The sequence below is a fragment of the Streptomyces sp. NPDC055400 genome (assembly GCF_053644375.1).
In genome coordinates, this window is record NZ_JBSHLM010000011.1 from 125,846 (window position 1) to 145,231 (window position 19,386).

General features: G+C 69.0%; 14 protein-coding genes and 1 pseudogene. 12 read left to right on the forward strand and 3 right to left on the reverse strand.

What is annotated here, in order from left to right; translation table 11 throughout:
- Positions 1 to 45 precede the first annotated feature (45 nt).
- From ACWIGU_RS27980 to ACWIGU_RS27995, 4 genes and pseudogenes are all read left to right on the forward strand, one after another.
- On the forward strand, positions 46 to 300 hold the full coding sequence (locus tag ACWIGU_RS27980) for a DUF6332 family protein (RefSeq protein WP_454404451.1): 255 nt from the start codon (positions 46 to 48) through the stop codon (positions 298 to 300).
- Positions 301 to 343: 43 nt separating this feature from the next.
- Positions 344 to 1,141 (forward strand): annotated as a pseudogene (locus ACWIGU_RS27985) (IS5 family transposase).
- Positions 1,142 to 1,551: 410 nt separating this feature from the next.
- Positions 1,552 to 2,229, forward strand: coding sequence for a hypothetical protein (locus ACWIGU_RS27990; RefSeq protein WP_454404452.1), 678 nt, complete (start codon positions 1,552 to 1,554; stop codon positions 2,227 to 2,229).
- 1,115 nt (positions 2,230 to 3,344) lie between these two features.
- A complete protein-coding gene (locus tag ACWIGU_RS27995) occupies positions 3,345 to 5,036 on the forward strand; it encodes a SpoIIE family protein phosphatase (RefSeq protein ID WP_454404453.1) in 1,692 nt (563 codons plus the stop codon).
- A gap of 258 nt (positions 5,037 to 5,294) precedes the next feature.
- On the opposite strand, the gene ACWIGU_RS28000 is transcribed toward ACWIGU_RS27995, so the two are convergent.
- Positions 5,295 to 6,251, reverse strand: coding sequence for a redoxin family protein (locus tag ACWIGU_RS28000; protein WP_454404454.1), 957 nt, complete (start codon positions 6,249 to 6,251; stop codon positions 5,295 to 5,297).
- Positions 6,252 to 6,806: 555 nt separating this feature from the next.
- On the opposite strand from ACWIGU_RS28000, the gene ACWIGU_RS28005 reads away from it, so the two are divergent.
- The 5 genes from ACWIGU_RS28005 to ACWIGU_RS28025 all read left to right on the forward strand — a co-directional run bounded on the left by ACWIGU_RS28005 (position 6,807) and on the right by ACWIGU_RS28025 (position 11,620).
- On the forward strand, positions 6,807 to 7,382 hold the full coding sequence (locus ACWIGU_RS28005; protein WP_454404455.1) for an IS607 family transposase: 576 nt from the start codon (positions 6,807 to 6,809) through the stop codon (positions 7,380 to 7,382).
- Positions 7,379 to 8,833 (forward strand): IS607 family element RNA-guided endonuclease TnpB, encoded by a 1,455-nt coding sequence (gene tnpB / locus ACWIGU_RS28010; RefSeq protein ID WP_454404456.1) that lies wholly within the window; start codon positions 7,379 to 7,381, stop codon positions 8,831 to 8,833. The genes ACWIGU_RS28005 and tnpB overlap by 4 nt, the downstream gene beginning before the upstream one ends.
- Positions 8,834 to 8,938: 105 nt before the next feature.
- Positions 8,939 to 9,691, forward strand: a complete 753-nt coding sequence (locus ACWIGU_RS28015; protein WP_454404457.1) for a glycerophosphodiester phosphodiesterase family protein — start codon at positions 8,939 to 8,941, stop codon at positions 9,689 to 9,691.
- Between the two features lie 21 nt (positions 9,692 to 9,712).
- Positions 9,713 to 10,276 carry a DUF4231 domain-containing protein gene (locus ACWIGU_RS28020; protein WP_454404458.1) on the forward strand — a complete coding sequence of 188 codons (564 nt, stop codon included), beginning with the start codon at positions 9,713 to 9,715 and terminating at the stop codon, positions 10,274 to 10,276.
- Between the two features lie 423 nt (positions 10,277 to 10,699).
- A complete protein-coding gene (locus tag ACWIGU_RS28025) occupies positions 10,700 to 11,620 on the forward strand; it encodes an SMI1/KNR4 family protein (protein WP_454404459.1) in 921 nt (306 codons plus the stop codon).
- Positions 11,621 to 11,682: 62 nt separating this feature from the next.
- On the opposite strand, the gene ACWIGU_RS28030 is transcribed toward ACWIGU_RS28025, so the two are convergent.
- Positions 11,683 to 13,581: a hypothetical protein gene (locus tag ACWIGU_RS28030; protein ID WP_454404460.1), complete on the reverse strand. Its 1,899-nt coding sequence runs from the start codon at positions 13,579 to 13,581 to the stop codon at positions 11,683 to 11,685.
- A 721-nt stretch (positions 13,582 to 14,302) separates the two neighbouring features.
- Positions 14,303 to 14,965, reverse strand: coding sequence for an HD domain-containing protein (locus tag ACWIGU_RS28035; RefSeq protein WP_454404461.1), 663 nt, complete (start codon positions 14,963 to 14,965; stop codon positions 14,303 to 14,305).
- A gap of 286 nt (positions 14,966 to 15,251) precedes the next feature.
- Here ACWIGU_RS28035 and ACWIGU_RS28040 point away from each other — a divergent pair, with 286 nt between their 5' ends.
- The 3 genes from ACWIGU_RS28040 to ACWIGU_RS28050 all read left to right on the forward strand — a co-directional run bounded on the left by ACWIGU_RS28040 (position 15,252) and on the right by ACWIGU_RS28050 (position 19,352).
- Positions 15,252 to 16,313 carry an aminotransferase class I/II-fold pyridoxal phosphate-dependent enzyme gene (locus ACWIGU_RS28040; protein WP_454404462.1) on the forward strand — a complete coding sequence of 354 codons (1,062 nt, stop codon included), beginning with the start codon at positions 15,252 to 15,254 and terminating at the stop codon, positions 16,311 to 16,313.
- A gap of 271 nt (positions 16,314 to 16,584) precedes the next feature.
- Complete coding sequence (locus tag ACWIGU_RS28045) at positions 16,585 to 18,918, forward strand: LuxR C-terminal-related transcriptional regulator (protein WP_454404463.1); 2,334 nt, start codon at positions 16,585 to 16,587, stop codon at positions 18,916 to 18,918.
- A gap of 215 nt (positions 18,919 to 19,133) precedes the next feature.
- On the forward strand, positions 19,134 to 19,352 hold the full coding sequence (locus ACWIGU_RS28050; protein WP_326779311.1) for an MbtH family protein: 219 nt from the start codon (positions 19,134 to 19,136) through the stop codon (positions 19,350 to 19,352).
- Positions 19,353 to 19,386: the final 34 nt, after the last annotated feature.

Consider the following 19,386-nt stretch of genomic DNA (forward strand, 5'->3'; position numbering starts at 1 on the left):
TCCGGCCCAGGCGCCGTGGCTTGACCGTGATGTGAAACTTGCAGCATGGGCATGGGGCGTGAGTCGCGGTGGGAAAAGGACGCAATGACGGTGGAGATCGTTTTCGCCCTGGTGACTGCCGTCGCGCTGGCTGCGGCGGTCTTCACCGTCGCTCTGACTCTCGCACTAGTCCTTGGCTTCTCTGGTTCAGCGAAGAAGAGCGTGTTGGTGGGGGGCGCACTGCTCGCAGCGACGGCCCGAATGTGGCGTCTGGTACGGGTGCTGCGTCGGTTCGACGAGCAGCGCCGAATGGGCCGCTGACTGCGGGCCTTCTCCTTGATGTCGGTAGCCTGCCGGCGTGGGGATCGTTGAGCGGCTGGTGCCGGATGAGCTGTGGGAGTTGTTCCAGCGCGTGGTGCCGGCGGCGCCGAGTCGACCTCAGGGAGGCGGCCGACGCCGGCACGGTGACAGGGAGGTCCTGGCTGCGATCGTGTTCGTGGCCACCTCGGGCTGCACATGGCAGCAGCTGTCGGCCGCCTCGTTCGGACCGTCGGGACCCACCGCTCATCGGCGATTCACCGAGTGGTCGAAATCCCGGGTGTGGGCGAAGCTCCATCGGCTGGTCCTCGACGAACTCGGCTCCCGGGGTGAACTGGACTGGTCTCGCTGCGCGATCGACTCGGTGAACATGCGAGCCCTGAAAAGGGGGACCTGACAGGTCCGAATCCGGTGGATCGGGGCAAGTACGGGTCAAAGATCCACTTGATCACCGAGCGGACCGGACTGCCCCTGTCCGTAGGGATATCCGGTGCCAACCTGCACGACAGCCAGGCCCTCGAACCGCTCGTGCGAGGCGTCCCGCCCATCCGCTCCCGGCGCGGTCCGCGTCGACGGCGGCCGGCCAAACTCCACGCCGACAAAGGCTACGACTACGACCATCTGCGCCGATGGTTACGCCAGCGCGGCATCCGGCACCGCATCGCCCGCAAAGGCATCGAGTCTTCCCAGCGGCTGGGACGGCACCGCTGGAATCGAACGCACCATGGCCTGGCTCGCCGGATGCCGCCGCTTGCACCGCCGCTATGAACGCAAAGCCGAACACTTCCTGGCCTTCACCAGCATCGCCTGCACTCTCATCTGCTACCGCAGACTCACCAAATGAGATGGCTTCTGAGGCCCCTCGGGTGATCACTGAGGGTCCTTAGTGTCCCGCGCCGGAAGTTCCTAGGTAGTTCCGGCTGGGGCTCGAAGGTCCAACATGCGCGGTCGGCGTCCAGCCCCCTGGCCGCCAGAGGGCTGGACGGATCTACCGACGAATTACTGGCGCAGGACACTAGCGCAGTTCAGGGTGATGTGACCTTCTGATCCGTAGCTCTACAGAGAACGGTTGCCACAGGGCGACCGGGCCACATAAGTGGCGTCCGGAGACGGTCACGGTCCACGTCGGTTGCTGGGGTTGCGGTACTCCCGTGCTGTACCGCAGCCAGGCCCGGCGGCCGTGGGGCGGTCCGACTCCCTTAGCATGATCCAGTTCAGACCTGGGGGGTCCTTGTGCGAACGATACCGACCGCCGTGACGGCGGCTCTGGCGTGCCTGGCCATGGGTGGTGCCATGGCTGGCTGCGCGGGCGACAGCGCAGCGGAGGAAATCTCTGCCGATCAGCTGCTCGACGATGCGAACGACACGATGCGCGCGCTGAAGTCAGTGACCATCGATACGGTCACCAAGGTGACCAAGGGCGATGATCGATCCAGTCGCCTGACGACTGACCTCAAGGACGTGTGCGCGTTCAAGACGACCTGGGCCACGGGGGCCAGCCTCGAACAGCTGCGGATCGACGGGTCGGACTACGTCCGCCCGAACCGGACGTACCTTGAAGAGTGGGGCGGGGACATGGGCGGCACGGACGAACAGGATCGTTGGATCAAGGTCCCCGCCAGCAAGTCGACGCCAGGTGACGGGCTGTCCGATTGCGGCTATAAGTTCGTCTCGTTCGGCGAGGTCACCAAGGGCCAACCGACCAAGGTCAATCGCACCCCGGCAATCAGGTTGAAGGTGACCGACAAAGAGAACGAGGGCACCTCCTTCACCTTCTACGTCGCCACTGAGGGCAAGCCGTACATCCTCAAGGTCGTCGCCAAAGACGACCAATTCGACAACACCACGTCGTTCAGCGCCTTCAACAAGCCGTTGGACGTGCAGGCCCCCCCGGACAAGGCCGATGTGCTGGACATGAGCCGCGCCGGCTGAGGACGAGATCCTTACAGAGCCCGCGGGGGCAGTGTCGGGCGGGAACTGATCGGTCCGTGTGCTGCCCACGTTCATGTACCCACCACCCTCCCCAGCTCCCATCCCGTCCGCCGTCGACCCACACGTTTGTGGAGCGGGCGTGGTTCCTGGCGTCCAGGTGGAGCGCGCCACTGTACGAACGACTGGACGCCAGGGGACGCGTCTGCTCGGCTCTGCCTGGGTCGATGGTGGACGGGATGGAAGCATTCCTCGCACGCCACTACGGACCCGCAGTCGGCAACGGCGCTCCCTCCATCCCGGGACCGGCCGATCCCCCGCCGGAGGCATCGTCTTTGACCACGGGCCGGGAATGTCGGGTGCTCGACTCATGCCACCGGGCCTATCCATATGGGGCGGGCGTCGGCGCAGCCGGGGCGGAGCGGGCCGAAGGCAGGAGCGGCGCCCCGAGCGGAGCAGGGAAGCCCGCCCGGCGGAGCGGAGCGCAGCCGGCCTTGATGAAGTAGAGAGAGTTCCACCGCGCCACCGGTTCGCAGACCGCTGGCATCTGCCTTGTAAGGGCGGTCGTGGCCGGTAACGAGGGTGCCCAGGTCACCCCGGCTGTAGCACCAGCCCAGCTCATCGGCGCATCTCGACTGCGGCAAGCCGTCGTTGACCGTGGTTGACCGCCCTATGTGGCACGACTGCGGCACGCGCAGACCAGCCACGGGCTTAAAGGGCGCCTGGTGGATCTTGAGTCACACCCTTGCCGACCTGCTTCTCTTCTCGTGTTCGGCGTCTCGTCGACCGCCCTTCGACACGCATTCGACTGAAGGCAGAGTCAGGCCTGGTGACGGTTAATCGGGATATCGTAGATAATATCGCAATGAGCAGCGGGCACCACGATGTCCGCCGTCGCTTGGGAAACTGCGATCATTTGCCGTGGGCTCGCGCGCTGACCAGGGCGAACGGCGCTACGGTGGTCGTGTCGGGCGCGGCTGCTTTCATCGTGATTCCCCGCTGGTCCCCGCCCGATCTGGTGCGCCTGTGATGCGCCTTGCGAGGGTCAGCTGTGTTCCCAGGGGGAACCCGGATCGCAGAGACGGCCCAGGCGATTCCTCCAGTGACGGGAGGCAGCAATGATGGGCCCGAATGGTCCGCAGGAAACGGTTGCCAGGGCCCTCGACACCCTCGGCACGGGTGCTTACCTGACAGACGAGCTGGGCTTCATCGTCGCCGTCAACGCGCGTGGCGAGGAACTCCTGGCCCGCCCCGCGTCGGATCTGGTCGGCCAGGACGCCCACGATCTACTGCACCGCACCAGCTGCGGGGAACCAGTGCCGAGAGCCCAGTGCCGGATGCGGGAGAGCATCCTCGACGGGCGCACGGAGCAGGGTGAGGACCAGTGGCTCGAGCGCGGGGACGGCACGCTGTTGCCGGTGGCATGGCTGGCCGCACCCTGCGACATCGGTATCCGTCCGTCAGCGACGCTCTTCCTCTTTCACTCCGCCGGCCGCTCCGGGCGTCCCGCCCAGCGGCCACCGGCCGGCGGACGGCTCTCCGAACTCGAACGGCTCGCTCTGCTCGCCGAGACGACCACCCTGCTCACCTCCACCCTGGACATCCACGAGGCGCTGCGCCGCCTGATCAACCTCGTGGTGCCCCGCATCGCCGACTGGGCCGTCATCGACCTGATCAGCGAGCGGGACGAAGTGTCGCGCTTCGCCGTCGCCCACGCGGAAGGCGGAACCGTGATGTTCCGGGAGGACCTCCAAGGGCCCATGCCGCCCGTGCCGCAGGAGTCCCCGATGCCCCTGTCCCGCGCCCTGCGCGGCGTCACGTCCTCCTTCGCCGGCCCCGAGACCTACCAGGGACCGCCCGACTCCGGCATTGCGGTGGAGCAGCGGCGCCTGTTCGAGGCGACCGGCATGCACTCGGCGATCGTGGTCCCCCTCCGCAGCCTGCACGACGTACTGGGCGCCCTCACTCTCGGCCGCGCCGACCAGCCCGATCGGTTCACCGCGACCGACGCCGCCCTGCTGGAGGACATCGCCCGACGCGCCAGCTTCGGCCTGGAGAACGCCCGCCTCTACCAGCGCCAGCGCAAGGTCGCCGAAACCATGCAGCGCCATCTGCTGCCGAAGCTCCCGCGGACGCCCGGCCGCCGCATGACCGCGCGCTACCTGCCCGCGCCGGACGCCTCAGAGGTCGGCGGCGACTGGTACGACGCGTTCACCCTGCCGGACGGCGCCACCGCCCTCGCCATCGGCGACGTCGTCGGCCACGACCTGGACGCCGCGGCCGGCATGGCCCAGCTGCGCAACATGCTCCGCGCGTACGCCGTGTCCCAGCAGAAGCCACCGAGCAAGGTCGTGGAATGGCTCGACCGGGCGACCCTGGACATCGCGGAGGTCTCCATGGCCACGCTGGTCTTTGCCCGCATGAGTGAGAACGACGCCGGCCAGTGCGAGCTGTTCTGGACCAACGCGGGCCATCCACCGCCGCTGCTGGTCACCCATGAGGGCATGGCCCGCTATTTGACCGACGGCCACGGGATCCTGCTGGGCGTCACACCCGACCAGATACGCCTCGACGCGACAGCGGAACTGCCACCCGGGGCCACCCTGCTCCTCTACACCGACGGCCTGATCGAGTCCCCGAGCCAGACCCTGGACGAGGGCCTGAACCATCTGCGCCGCCACGCCGCGTCCTTGGCCCACCGCCCCCTGGAATCCTTCACCGACGAGCTGTTGGCGCGGGCGCGCCCGCCGGACAACGACGACGACGTGGCCCTGCTGGCCGTCCGACACGGGCCGGACTCGTCTTATTGAAGCTCTCGAAGCTGTGAGACGGCACCGGCAAGTTCCGCGGCAGCCTGTCAACGACCCCTACCCAGCTCATCAAAGCCCCCGCCTCGCGAAGATCGCACATCGGGGGCCTACTGGTGCCGCGTTGCTTCTTCTTGCCCTGGGTCTTGTCGGGCATCTTGGGGACCTGGGTTTTCGCAGCTCAGGATCTGTTTCCGGAGGCGGCCGCCGAGCCCTCGGCAGTGCTTGCGCCCGGCGGCAGCAGGCTCTGGACTCGGACTTCTACAGGGGGTTGTCCCTGAGCCAGGTCAGGACCTGGTCGGCGTGCTCGTTCGGGGGGAAGATCGGATAGAAGACCTGCTCGACCACGCCGTCGCGAATGATCAGAGTCAGCCGCTTGTAGAGCGTCAGCCCGCTGGTCACGAACGTGGGCAGGCTGAGTTCCTGTGCCAGGCTCCGTGCAGGGTCGGAGAGCATCTGGAACGGCAGGTGGAGCCGCTCAACGACCTCACGCTGGTAGTCGGTCTCCTGGCTGGAGAGGCCGAACACGCCGTCCGCACCGGCGGCGAGAAGATCCTGGTAGTGATCGCGGAAGCCGCATGCCTCGGGGGTGCAGCCACGCGCCCCGGGAATCGAGTCCCAGCCGTCGGGCAGGTCGACGCCCGGCCGTCCGGTGAGCGGGTAGATGTAGATCACCGTGCGGCCATTACCGAGCGCGTCGAGGCGGACGGCCGTGCCGCCGGTGCCCTGGAGTACCAGGTGCGGCACCTTCGTGCCGGGCAGATGAGCAGCTGCGCCGTCGTCCTCGGGGACGGGCAGGTCGGCGGGCACGCTCGTGTAATCAGTCATCAGACCCTCTCCTTCGTTGGCAGGTGAGAGGCGGCTGCCGCGGTCGGCGGCCTGTTGCAGGTGCGCGATCAGTACCGCCCGACGGGTGGTGAGTCCCGCGATGCGCTGGGTGAGCTCGTCGATCGCGTCCCGGTAGCCGGCCAGCGAGGCCGGACAGTCGTCGGCGTGTCGATGGCCGGCCGTGAGGCACTCCAGGAACGGGCGGGTGCGCTCAACGGGAATCCCGAGACTGCCGAGCGCCCGGATCTCTTGCGTGAGTCGTACGTCGTGCTCGTCGTAGTCCCGGTAGCCGTTGGCCAGCCGCCCGGGCGTGAGCAAGCCCAGCGATTCGTAGTAGCGCACCGCTTTCGTCGTCACGCCCGCCCGGCGGGCCAGCTCACTGATCTGCATGCCTCTCACCTCGAAGAACGCTAAACCTTGCCCCTGGGGGTAAGGTCAAATCCCCGTGCGGTTCCAGTACAAGATCCCGTTGACGATCCTGCGATGGCTGGTCCAACGGCCTCCCCAGACTCAGGTTCAAGGACGGGTTCTTACGGTTGCGGAAGGACCGTGTGGCCCGGCTGTGCCCGCAGCGGCGGCGCGTTGGCGGCGGCGCGCGAGCCATGTGGCCCCTCTCGCGGGTTCCACGTAAAGGAAGTGGGCGACTTCTTCCACCAGGGCTGCGATGTCCACGATCTCGTATGTCGGAGGTCGGAGGGTCGGAGAACTCGACAGCCCGGTAGGCGCTCGCAGTGCCGACCGCACCACACTCATCGACACGTCGGGGTGACGAGGTCGCGGCTGCGGCGCGGTCTTTTCAGGTGTCATGCGGTCTCGTCAGGTGTCAGCGGACGATGTGCGCGCTGTGCTGCGAGCGAGGGGTTCCCCGGGCTTCCCGAGGGGGGTGACAACTGCTACAGATTTTCTAGTCATTCATAGTCATCTGTAGTCGTGTATGTTGATCGCGTGAAGCTTTCGGAGTGGGCGCGTCAGCAGGGCGTGAGCTACCAGACCGCTTGGCGGTGGGTGAAGGACGGGAAGATGCCCGTCCCTGTCCGCCAGGCGCCGTCAGGGACGTGGCTGGTCGACGAGCCCAATGTCCAGCCGTCCGAGCGAGTGGTGGCGTACTGCCGTGTGTCGTCCGCCGACCAGAAGACAGATCTTGAGCGGCAGACGGCCCGGGTCGTGGCCGGCGCGAACGGGCTGGGCCTGGCCGTCGCCGAAGTCGTCGCCGAAGTCGGCTCGGGGCTGAACGGGCGGCGTCGCAAGCTGCACCGCCTCCTGTCGGACCCGAACGCCGCTGTGATCGTGGTCGAACACCGCGACCGGCTGGCCCGGTTCGGTGCCGAGCACCTCGAAGCCGCCCTGTCGGCGTCCGGGCGGCGACTGGTCGTCCTCGACCCCACCGAGACCACCGATGATCTGGTGCGGGACATCACCGAGGTACTGACCTCGATGTGCGCGCGCCTGTACGGGCGCCGGGCTGCGAAGAACCGTGCGGCCCGTGCGGTGGCCGTGGCGACCGGCGAGGCCGCCGAATGAAGAAGTTCAGGCCGCAGCCCGGGTTCGTGGTGCAGGCGTACCGGTTCGCACTTGACCCGAACGCTGCCCAGGAGCATGCGCTCCGCTCGCACTGCGGCGCCGCGCGCGCGGCGTACAACTGGGCCGTGGCGTGGGTGACCGCGTCGTGGTGGCAGCGCGCCGCAGAGACGTCGTACGGCGTCGCCGAGGCGGAGCTGACGCAGTGGCGGCCGTGGTCGCTGCCCTCTCTCAGGAAGGCGTTCAACGCCGCCAAGCACGCCGATGCGAGGTTCGCCGACTGGTGGGAGGACAACTCCAAGGAGGCGTACAACACCGGCCTGGCGAACGCTGCTGCCGCGTTCGACAACTACGCCAAGTCCAAGCAGGGCAAGCGTCGCGGCCGGAAGATGGGTGCGCCGCGGTTCAAGCAGAAGCGGAAGGCGCGTCCGGCCTGCCGGTTCACCACCGGCACGATCCGCGTCGACGCCGACGGCCGGCACGTGACGCTGCCCAGGCTGGGCACGATCCGCACCCACGAGCCCACCGGCAAGCTCCTGGCCCGCGTGCAGGCCGGGACTGCCCGCATCCTGTCCGCGACCGTCCGGCGCGAACGCGGCCGCTGGTTCGCTTCCTTCCAAGTCGAGGTCAGGCGGGACCTCGTACGTGTCGCCCGTCCCGAAGCCGCCGTGGGTGTGGACCTCGGCGTGAAGACCCTCGCGGTGATGGCCGACTCAACCGGCGAAATCCGCGCCGTGGCCAACCCCGGGCACTACGACCAGGCGCTGAAGCAACTGCGCCGCGCGTCCCGCGCCGTCTCCCGCCGCCAGGGACCGGACCGCAGGACCGGGCGCAAGCCGTCGAAGCGGTGGGAGAAAGCCAACACCGCCCGCAACAAGGTGCACCACCGCGTGACGAACCTCCGCGCCGACGCCCTGCACAAGCTCACCACCGCACTCGCGGCCGAGTACGGCACGGTCGTGGTCGAAGACCTCAACGTCGCCGGCATGCTCCGCAACCGGCGTCTGGCCCGCAAGATCGCCGACGCCGGGTTCGGCGAGATCCGACGCCAGCTCACCTACAAGACCAGCCAGCGGCATGGCACCCGCACCATCACAGCCGACCGCTGGTACCCGTCCTCCAAGACCTGTTCCGGCTGCGGCGCGGTGAAAGCCAAGCTGCCGCTGCACGTCCGGACCTACCACTGCGACGCCTGCGGCCTGGTCATCGACCGGGACGACAACGCGGCCCGCAACCTCGCCGCCCTCACGGCGGCCCGCACGACCGATACCGGAGTGGCCGGAGACCGGGACACCGCACAGGTGTCGAAGCCTCGTGGAGCCGACCAGAAGACCCGCGCCACCCGCCGCAGCCACAAGGCCACGGCGGGGCGGGCAGGTGGCGCAACCCTGCCGCATCAGCGGCAGACGGAAACGAGAGACCGTACTCAAGCCGAAGCCCTTACGCTTTGGTGATGTGACGGACCTTCCGGGCCGAAATGCCCGGAATGTTGAGACCTGACTACGGTCTCGGCAACGGATACCTGCTCAAGACGGTGGTACGTACCGGAGGGGGTTCCCATGCGGGACTTCGACTGGCTTCTGTCCAAACCGATCGCGCACCGTGGCCTCTTCGACCCCGCACTCGGCGTCCCTGAGAACTCTCTGGCCGCTTTCCGCCGCGCGGTCGAACGGGACATTCCGATTGAGCTCGATGTCCAGTTGACCCATGACAACACCCTTGCTGTCGTGCACGATGCCACGCTGGAGCGGACGACGGGCACTGCACTGCACGTCCGCCAGGCCTGTCGCACAGATCTGGGCCGACTGCGCCTCGGTGACTCCGGTGAGCCGGTGCCCACCCTCGAGCAGGCCCTCGAGGTCACAGACGGGCATGTCCCTGTCGTGATCGATGTACGGCGCTGGAGCACGGAGTTGAGTCCGCGTCTGGAGCAGGCAGTAGCTGCGGGAATCCGTGGCTACCGAGGTCATGTCGCACTGCAGTCCTTCGATCCGGTTGCCGTGTACCGGCTGCGCCGGCTGATCGGTGACAGTCCCGTCGGCCAGACATCCGGGGCCCTGCGCTCCGCGGGCCGGGCAGCTGCACTGATCGGCCGGGCGATGGTCACCAACTTCCTCACCTCCCCGGACTTCGTCTCTTACGAACTCGAGATGCTGCCGTCTCGCTGCACCACGTTCTGGCGGCGGCGCGGCATGCCGATCCTCGCCTGGACCGTGACGTCCGCGAAAACGGAGGCGCGCGCGGCGCGTGTGGCAGACAATTTCTTCTTCGACGAGTATCTGCCGACAGTCCATCAGGTGCGTACGAAATAGGGACGAAGCAGGGGAGGCACCATGGGGACACCATGGCGACGGTTCCGGGTTCCGGCCCTGGAAGAGTTCCTCGACGTTCCCGATGGCGAGTTGGACGACGCAGTTGAGTCCTATGTCCAAAGGCTGCGGCACTTCTACGACGCACGCGCTCGCTGGCACCGGCGAGGCTATCGGACCAGCGGCATCGTCGTGATCGTGACCGGCGCGATGCTCCCGGTGCTCGCCACCTCTCATTTCCCCCACAAGGAACTGGTCCTGTCCCTGACCGGTGTGATCGTCTCGGCGGTCACAGCATTACGTTCCTTCTACCGCTTCGATCAGTCGTGGGTTCTGCTGCGCGGCACAGAAATCGCCATCAGCGACGCGTACTTGAAGTGGAAACTCGCGCGCCGCCGTGCGGCAGGCGTGTCGGGTTCCCCTGATCCCGTGGAGGGCAGCGCTGATACGCAAGCGCTCATCGACATGATCATGCGTATCCGCCGCGAGGAAGCCGAGTCGTTCTTCAACGAGCTGCAGACGCCTCAACCCGTCGCGCCGGACGGGCGAAGCCCCGGTGCGCTGCCGGATGCCCGCAGCTCGTCATGAATGCGGCATGGTCGGGGGCGGGCCGGTTCCCGACGAATGAGCTTTCTCCAACCTCACGTTGAGGTGTGGTCCCGGCGAGCACCGCCTTCGCGACATCGGTGATCTGGACTGTGCTGCAGCGGAGTCACCGCAGCAGGTACCACCAAGCGAGCAGCCCAGTGCCCCCATGTGCTGGTTGAGGGTCGAGGGTCATCACTTCCCGCGCGAGCGTGTGCACTGTTCGAGCGGTGAGTCTCTCGCGCCGGTCAGGCTGGTGTGCCGGCGCCCGACAGCCTCCAGAGCCGCAATGGTGTTAGCTGACCCCGACGACCAGGGCAACCTCGGGGAGGGCTGAGTTGGACGGGTGGGAGCAGGTCAGCACCTCGCAACAGCGAAGGCTTGCCGAAGGGACAGCACCCCACGACCCCAAGGAGGCACGGCCCCATGACGACCGTGATACCGGCGCACATACGCGACCGCTGCATTCAGCTGGGCCACGGCGCCCTGTACGCGGTCAAGGTTCTTGGCAGGCAGCTGCAAGACGACCCCCAACTGGGCGAGCCCACGGGCGACCCGGCCCTGTTCACCGTGACGATCGACGGCGAAGCCTTCGACGGCTGCCCGCCTCTGACCGTGCACTACGCCTACGGCCCGCCCGTCCTGGACGAGGGACAGCTCCAGATCCAGGACGTCACCGCGACCGGCCTGGCGCCCGCGGCGGACACCGTCTCCGCCTCTGCCCCCGCCCCCGACCCGGAGCTGGAGCGGCTCGCCGCACGGCAGGTGACCGAAGCCTGGCAGCGCATCACCACCTGGCTTGAGCAGAACGCGCCGGCGTCCTACGCGGCGCTCCTGCCCGCGGCAACCGAGCGCGACATCACAGCCCTGGAACACGACATGGGCGTCCGCGCCCCGGCGGCGCTGCGCGCCCTGTGGCTGCTGTGTGCCGGCGGCCAGGACACCACGGCGGCGTGCTTCCTGCCTGATGGCGGGTGGGCGCTGATGCCGCTGGAGTCCGCGGGCAGGGTCTACCGGTGGCAGTCGCAGTGGCAGCAGCAGAACGGCGGTGCCGAGTCCCCGATCTGGAAACCGACATGGATCCCGTTCTGCTCATGGTCGGTGACCGACACCAGCTACGGCAGGTTCATCGACGCGGAGACCGGAGAGGTCGGACGCTGGGATGACATGGGGGTGCGCACGGTCGAGGACGTGTCGCTGACGATGTTTCTTGAGGACATCGCCGACACCTTGGAGAACCCGCAGCTGGCCACCGGCTACCGGCCCGGCCTGATCGGGGAGCGGCTGGTGTGGGGACCGCCGGTCGCGCTGGACGAAGCGGACCTGTGGCGGCCGTGGACCGGCTGACGTAAACAACAAGGGGGGCGGACAGATGTGTGTCCGCCCCCCTTGTCGTGTTCAGGTGCTACTCAGACCTGGCGCCAGGCGCAGGTCGTCGCCACCCCGGAGCAGTGATTGAAGCCGGGGTTGTCGACGAAGAATCCGTCATCGTCCAGCAGCCGCCACACCGAAGGCTGGAGTTTGCTGAACGCGCCCTGGTTCTGGGACGAGTCGATCGCGGCGCGCCCACAGCGCTCGGTGCCGGCCGGCCCATTGGTCGCGGTACGCGTATCGGCGAACAGACCGAAGTCATCCGACCCATTGCCCACACCGTTGAACGCCCAGTCCGTGAACAGCTGCGCGCACTTGTCTCCGCCACTGACCTGGTTGACACCGCCCGGGAATCCGCCGCTTTCGTGCGTGGACGCGGGCGCGTACTCGTCACAGTCGGTGTTGCCCACGACGTCATCGGCGGGATGCTTGGTCCAGCTGGTGGGGCACACGACGCCCCGGCTGTCACCCGATGACCAGGGCGCCCCGGTATTCGGGTTCTTCACGGTGGTGTCCGGGCCCAGGTAGTGCAGCAGACTGTCCCACCGCACCGATCCGGCATGGTCGGGCATGGTCTCCTGCATCAGCCAGTAGTAGGCACCGGCCGCCGGGTACAGGTTGGTGTCGACCGTGAACGTCGGCTTGAAGAACGGCAGCACGCAGCCAGGGGTGACCGCGCCACGGGTGATGTCGTCGCAGCGGGGGGCCAGTTCACGGACCTGGCTGATGCCGCTGCTGCCGAAGTCGGCCGTGGCGTCGAGCGAGTTGCTGGCATCGACGGACGCGGTGATCGACCAGTCCAGATCGATCTGCTCCTTGCCGGTCCCGGTCCACCGGGTGACGACGGTGCCCCACCGGCCGTAGTAGCCGCCCAGCGGGTCGTAGTCCCAGTGCGCGCCCACGGTCGGGTTGGCCCCGTCATCGACCCACTGGATCGGCGCCACGTCGCACGACGTGCACGACGAGCCGACGTTCCACTTCATCGTGACGCCTTCCAGGGCGGGATCGATGTAGGTGGGAATGATCACGATCTGCTGGTCGAACTCCGCGAAGTCGCTGCCGCTCTCCGACTTGTTGCGGTAAGTCTTCATCCGCTGCTCGAACTTGAACGTGCCGCGCCCGATGGCCGGCTTCTCCGGGTCGGAGTCGAAGAACCACAGCTCGCCTTCGCCCAGGTCTTTCAGGCAGGCTTCGGTGCGGGTCATGTAATCCAGGCCGTCCCCGGCAGGGGTGCACCAGTCGACCAGGTCCACCGCGTCGTTGCCGCCCGGAGTGCCATCAGCAGCAGTCCCGGCGGCGAAGGTCTGCGTGGTCTTCTTCGTCTTGCCGGGCTTGGGCCGTTTGGCCTTACCGTCCTTGCCGGGCTTGCTCAGAGTGAAGCACACCCGCCGGTCCTGCTTGTCCGGCTTGGAGCAGTCCTTCTTGTCGAAGTCCGACAGCGAGGGTGATGCGGCCGCCGTCGGGGCCGAAGCGGTCGCGGATCCGTCCGGATCGGTCCGGGTGAACTCGTCCGTCGTCTGCTTGAGCGGGTCGATCGTCGAGGACGACTGCGCCACCGGAAACGTCGCGTACGGATCCACGCGGAACGTCGTCCACGGCGACCAGGTCGTTTCGTACAGGCTGCCGTCGAAGGCGTTGGTGTGGAACGTGTACAGCGTCCTCGGATCCAGGACCCCGTAGTCGATCTGGACCTTGGCCAGTGACCCGGACGCGACGTACGGGGAGACCAGCACTCCGTAAGGGTTGGCGTCAGTCAGCTTGACCTTGGCCTTGGGCGTGCCGTCCGCGTTGGCCGTCCACACCTCGAACGTCAGCGTCGATTTGTCGCCGTCCGCGTCGGTGACCGTGTTGCGCAGGACGGCCTCCGGGGCGATGACCCGCCAGGCGCTGCCGGACTTCTTGAACTGCGGCCCCGCTGACGGGGACTTGCCGGACACCGGCCGTGACCCTGCCGCTGCCAGGCCCGACTTCTCAGGGCCGTGGACCTGCGGTGGCGGCGCCATCGGATCCGCATCCCCGGACGAGCCGGCAGCCGAAGCCGTCCCCGATCCCGCCAGAACAGCAAGGACGGCGCCCACTGCCATGCAGCGAAGCGCCGTCGTTATTCGCGCGCGTCTCAATGATCCCCCTTGAAAGGTACGGGTGTTCGAAACAACCTCACCACACTCAACTTCCGTACGACAGAGGCTTCTTGCGTCACTGTGGCGGGATCCCGTCGGTCATCGGCTGAAGCGATGGCCGCGCCTTCGACCTGGTAGAGCGTCTTCTCGTCTCGCACTACTTCACCCGCGAGGGCCGCTGTCGTCGCGGCAACTCCTGGCACCCGTCTCCACCAAGCACTGGGCGGGCGCAGATCGCCGAGGAACTTCCGCCAGGTCTGCATGGCCGCGACCGACGACGACGCCGAAGCCTGGTTCGCCGAGTTCGAGGAGCTGTGGGGCAGGCGTTACCCGGCCCCCTCAACTTCCGCTTCCATCAGGCCACTCGAAGGCGCAGACACTTCCCCAGTAAGGAGACAGCCCCGAAGGTGCTCCACCTCGTGGTCCGGATCGACAGCCGAACCGGCGCAATCCCCTTCACTCAGGTCCGCTGAGCGGGGGGGGGCGGCGTTGCGCCGACGCCCTGGCCGTACTCACCGAGTCGTAGACCGGTTCGCTCTCAGTGCTTCTTCGCCACGATGACACTCGCCCGCACCCCGCGCACGGCGGTGAACCCGCTGTCGTCGGGTCGGTCGAGGCTGTTGGTGAGGATCCGTTCGGCGATGCCGTCGCGCAGGGCGGTGGCGGGTGAGCTGGCCGGCTTGCGGTCCGCCTGGTCGCGGAAGCAGGCGAGGAACTCCTGCGCGATGCCGGCGCGGGGGTGGCGGGCCAGGACCTCGGCTTTGAAGGCGGCGGAGAAGTCGTCCATGTGGCGTCCGGAGATGTCGAGGCTCGTGGAGCGTTCCAGGAGATAGCCCTCGGGGTCCTTCGTCACGTCGACCTCGTCGAGCATGTGGCTGATGACGACCTCCGCGAGGCGCTCACGGCGGGGCTCGGGCCAGCCCGCTCCGGCGGCGAACACGCGGGCCACGTGGGCGCTGGCCTCGTCGAAGCAGACCGTGTGGCTGTCGAACTCCGGCACCAGGGCGATGTCGTGGAACATGGCCCCTACGTAGAGGAGTTCGGGGTCGAAGGCGATGTCCTGCTCGGCTCCGTGGACGGCCGCCCAGATGTATGACCGGACGCAGTGGTTCAGGAGGGCGGGCGAGCAGTAGGCGCGGGCCACGTCGGTGGCGGCCGTGCAGGCGGGGGTGCCGGGGAGCAGCAGGTCGTCCAGTGTCATGGCGGGCAGTATGGCCGAGCGGTGGCGTGGGGGTGGCGGGGCTCGAGCCGGGTTCCACCGGATTTCCAGAATGGCCGTGCAGCGTACGGGAGTTGGGGAGTTGGGGCTCCGCGGTCATCTAGTCACGGACGGCCCGCGCGGGCGGCTCTCGAGTGGGATTCGAGCCGTGCGTGCAACGCTCCGGTGCCCCGTCGCGGGCTCAGCGGCACGGCCGCCAGTGGACCCCCGGTCCAGCAGGTGGGACGGCCCGCAGTCCGTGCATCCGGATCCGTCTGTGGAGGACCTCTTGACCACGCTCACGTTCGCCGAGGCGTCCGCGCACTCGGGCGGGGATCTGCGGTATCTCCCGGCCGGGCACGGGGAGGTGCTGGATCTGAGTACGTGTGTGACCCGTTCCGGCCCCTCGCCGCTGGCGCTGGCGGCCGCGGCTGCTTTCGACCCGTCGTCCCTGACGGTCCATCCGTACGGTGCCGACGACCGTTTCCGTACGACGTATGCCGCGTATCTGGGCGTGGACGCACGGCAGTTGGCGGTGACGCGGGGAATCAGTGAGCCCCTGTCGGTTCTTGCGTCGCTCCTTCCGGCCGGGCGGTCGGCGGCCCTGACTCCCGACTACACGGGCACCATTCGGCGGTGGGCCCGTCATCTGCCGCCGGCCCCGGACGAGCGCGACTGCGTGGACTCGCGGGCGCGGCGTCTGGACGCGGCGATGCGCCACTACGCCTACGTGGTGTTCTCGAACCCCAACAATCCGCTGGGTCTGACCGTGCCGCGCGACGTTCTCGCGGAGCTGCTGTCCCGGCATCCGCGCTGCACGCTGGTGGTCGACGAGGCGTATGTCGACTACATGGGCGACCGGCGGCAGTCGGCGATGACGCTGCCTCACCGCAATCTGGCCGTGCTCGCCTCGCCCGGCAAGCCGTTGGGGATCGCCGGTACGCGTACGGGGGTGCTGTGGACACCCGATGACGCGCTGCGCGAGCGCGTGGCGCGACGGCTGCCCGAGTGGCCGCTGTCGGCGTACGACGCGCACGTGGCGTGTGCGGCGTTGCAGGACACCGCCTGGATCGCCTCGGCGCTGGAGGCGGCGCGGGAGGACGCCCGCCGCTTGGAGGCCGTGCTGGTCCGGTGCTTCGGGGACGCGGTGGTCACCGGCGTTCCGGTGCACTACCGGTTCGTCTACGACGAGCGCCCCGAGCGGCTTCACGCGCACCTGCTCGCCGACGGGATCGCGACGCGCCTGCTCGTCGACGACGAGCCGGGGCGGGTGCGGGGGCTGCGGGTGCTGGCGCCGGGCCGCGGGGAGCTGGCCCGTGTGGAGACTTCGCTGAACGCGTTCGTGCGGTGACTGGCGCGAGGTTCAACAGGCTTGCGCAGTCGGGCCGTTGAGGGGATCGGCCGAGACCTTGGGGCGTTCGGCGTGCCTGGTGGGGCGAGGCCGCTGCACTCCGGGCACAGGGTCCCTTGAGAGCCGCCTGAGGACTCCGCTGCGGGAGGCGGGGCGCGGCTAGGGTCCCGGGTCAGTCAGGTGCACGTCCCCCGGCTTCTTCTCGTGTTCGGCGTCCTCGTTCCCGGCGGGCGCCCTTCTCCTCGGTGCACAGCCCCTGGAAGCGGTCCTCATGGAATTCAGCTCGCGATCGTCGACCTCGCCCACGACCGGTGTCCCGCTGCTCTCGGTGCGCAGCGCCGGGGAGATCGTCCCCGTGCTCTGTCCGGACGGCTTCGAAGCGGGCGGCGGGCCGCGGGTCGTGGAGGTCGTCGCCGACCGGTGGGCGGGCAAGTCGACCGTGCTGGACGGGCTGTCCGCGGCCCTGGCGGGCCGGGGCTGGACGGTCGCGGCCGGTGCGGCGTCGCCGGCCCGGTCCGGGGCGCCGTTCGGAGTGTTCGTTCAGGCTCTCGACGATCTGGTGGAGCACCTGGATCCCGATCGGCTCGGCGGGCGCGGCCGGGACCACGCGGCACAGCTCGCCGCGCTGTTCCCGGCGTTCGCCCCGGACGCGCCGTGGGCCACGTCCCTGGACACGTACCGGGTCTGCCGTGCCCTGCGCGCCCTGCTGGAGGTGCTCGCCGCCGACGGACCGCTGTTGCTGGCCCTGGACGACGTGCACTGGATGGACGCCGCGTCGCTGGAACTGCTCGGGCAGCTGCTGGAGCAGCCGGTCGCGGGGCCGGTCGTGATCGCCCTCGCCCATCGGGGGCGTCCGGGCGATCGTGTGCTGAACGGGCTCCTTGCGCGGTGCGCCTCCCGGGGCGGGTGTCTGCGGGTGCGGCCGGCGGCGCTGACGGAGCAGGAGGCCATCGCGCTGCTGCCGGACGATCTGAGCCGGGTGCACTGCGAGACGCTGCTGGTGGAGTCCGGCGGCAGCCCGGGGCTGCTGCGGGCCTTCGCCACGCTGCGTCAGGTGCCGGGGCTGACGGGTGCGTGGACTCCGCCGTTGCCGGCGGATCTGCTCGCCGATGTGCTGCGTGACTTCCGTGCGCTGAGCGCCGAGGGCTGGCAGGTGGTGCGGGCCGCCGCGGTGCTGCACGAGCCGTACGCGGCCGAGGATCTCAAGGAGATCGCGCACGTCGACGACGCGGCGCTGTGGCGTGCTCTCGACGAGCTGATCCATGAGGAGCTGCTGCGGCCGGACGAGCTGCCCTGGCAGCTGCGGTTCGCCCATCCGCTGCTGCGGGTCGCCGCCTATCAGTCGGCGGGCCGGGGCTGGCTGCTCGGCGCGCACGCGCAGGCCGCGCGGATCCTCGCGCGGCCCGGCTACCCGTCGGCGCACATGGCCAGGCATCTGGAGCGCGGCGCGGCGCTGCGGGACGAGAGCGGTGCGCGGACGCTGTGGGACGCGGCGGCACGGCTGCTGTGGCAGGACCCGGCCCAGTCCGTCTCCTGGATCAGGGCGGCGCTGGCGTCGCGGGCGGGCGGCGACCTGGAGCCGCGCGACCGGCTGCTGTTCGGCAAGGCGCTGGCCCTGGCGGGCCGGCTCACCGAGTCGCTCGCCACGCTGGGGCCGTTCGGGCAGGGCGGGGTCGAGGCAGGACTGCGGGTGGAGCGGGTGCGGTGGCGGGCGCATGCGCACCGGCTCCTGGGGCACACCGACCGCGCGCAGGACGAACTGGAGTCCCTGCTGGCCGAGTTGGAGCCGGGGGAGGAAGGGGAGGAAGGGCTGCGGGACGTGGTGCGGCACGCGTTGATCGAGCTGGCGCTGCACGCCCGCCGCCCGGTGCCGCGACAGCCCGGCGGGGGCGAGCCGGGGATGCCTCAGGGCGCGACGGGGGCGGTGCGCGGCAGGCTGCTGGCGCAGCTGGCCGTCGCGGCCTGCCGGGGCGGTGAGCAGGAACGGGCCGAGCAACGGGCACTGACGGCACGCCAGTTGCTGGATGCGGCGCCGGACGGAGAGGTCGCCGAGCAGCTCGAGGGCCTGTACTGGCTGGCGACCGCCGAGGCGGCGCTGGGGCGGCCCTCGGCCGCGTGCGGTCACTACGAGAGGGGACTGCGGATCGCCGAGACCTGCCGGCTCACCGATCACGTCCCCCTGTTCGCGATGGCGCTCAGCGCGCTCCAGCTGCACACCGGTGACGAGGCGGGAGCCGCCCGGCACGCCGCGTGTGCCGAGGCCTTCACCGCGGCGACGGAGAGCGAGCACCTGCGGGAGCGGGCGCTGCGGCTGCGCAGACAGACGGCGTCGGGGGCGGCCGTCGCCGTGCTGCCGGGCCGGCGGCAGCCGGCGGACGCGGCGGCGGTGGCCCTGGAAGGGCTGAGCCGGCGCGAGAGGGAGGTGGCGCTCCTGGTGAGCGGGGGTCGTACCAACCAGCAGATAGCCCGCGTCCTGGAGCTGAGTCACAAGACCGTGGAGACGTATCTGGGCCGGATATTCCAGAAGCTGCAGGTTCAGTCGCGGGCCGAGGTGGCCGCCATGGTGGGGCGTTCGGACCGGCTCGGTGTGGCCGCGGGCTCCTGAGCGGGGCCGTTCGGCACGGGCGGTTGCTCGTGGCCGGCCTGCGGACGGCGGGTCGGGAGATCTCCTGACACCACAGGAAGGGCCGGATGGTCCAGGTTGGGACGGTCCGGACACGGGGCGGTCGGGGACGTGGCCTCTCCATCACCACGGATACATCACCACAGTTCCAGCACCACAGTTCCAGCACCACGGTTCCATCACCACGGAGGAAGCAGATGAGCGATCGGGACAGTGCCGACATCGCGTACGCGGTGGTCGTCAACGACGAGCAGCAGTACTCGATCTGGCGCGCCGACGCCGAGTTGCCGCCCGGATGGAGTGCCGAAGGCACCACGGGCACGCGCGAGGTGTGCCTGGCCCGGATCGACGAGGTGTGGACGGACATGCGGCCGCTGAGCCTGCGGCGCGCGATGGCGCAGGCGGGCCGCAGCTGAGGCCGTCGGCGCCTCATCGACATCTGGAGGACTC